This is a genomic window from Pseudomonas sp. 51_B, assembly GCF_017491595.1.
In the GTDB taxonomy this organism is placed as follows: Bacteria; Pseudomonadota; Gammaproteobacteria; order Pseudomonadales; family Pseudomonadaceae; genus Aquipseudomonas; species Aquipseudomonas promysalinigenes.
This window is the reverse complement of the sequence record NZ_JAFGYW010000197.1, coordinates 1-513: the sequence shown is the minus strand read 5'-3', so window position 1 is coordinate 513 and position 513 is coordinate 1. Positions and strand designations below refer to the sequence as shown.

The 513-nt window shown below is 60.4% G+C and carries 1 protein-coding gene; it reads right to left on the bottom strand.

The annotated features are described in order from the left end of the window. A partial coding sequence (locus tag J5M56_RS24370; protein ID WP_279381843.1) for a penicillin-binding transpeptidase domain-containing protein occupies positions 1–513 on the bottom strand: 513 nt, incomplete at both ends.

Sequence of the window (513 nt, the reverse complement as noted above, 5' to 3'; positions counted from 1 at the left end):
GTACTTGCCGATCTGCAACGAGCCCGGATACACCTCGACGGTGTCGCTCGGTTTCCAGCGGCCGGTTTCGATCGCCGCGCTCATGGAAATGGCTTTCATGGTCGAACCCGGCTCGAACACGTCGATCATGGCGCGGTTGCGCATCATCGCCGGTTGCAGGTTGCGACGGTTGTTCGGGTTGTAGGTCGGCTGGTTGACCATGGCCAGGATCTCACCGGTCTTCACATCCATGATCACCAGACTGCCGGCCTTGGCACCGTTCTCGATGATCGCGTTGCGCAGTTCGCGGTTGGCCAGGTATTGCAGACGCAGATCAATCGACAACGCCAAGGGCTTGCCGGCCTTGGCGTTTTTGGTGACCTGAACATCCTTGATCAGCCGGCCACGGCGATCCTTGATGACTTGTCGTTTGCCCGGCACCCCGGCCAGCCATTCGTCATAGGCGAGCTCGACGCCTTCGCGACCGTGATCGTCGATGTCGGTAAAGCCGACCATGTGCGCGGTGACTTCACC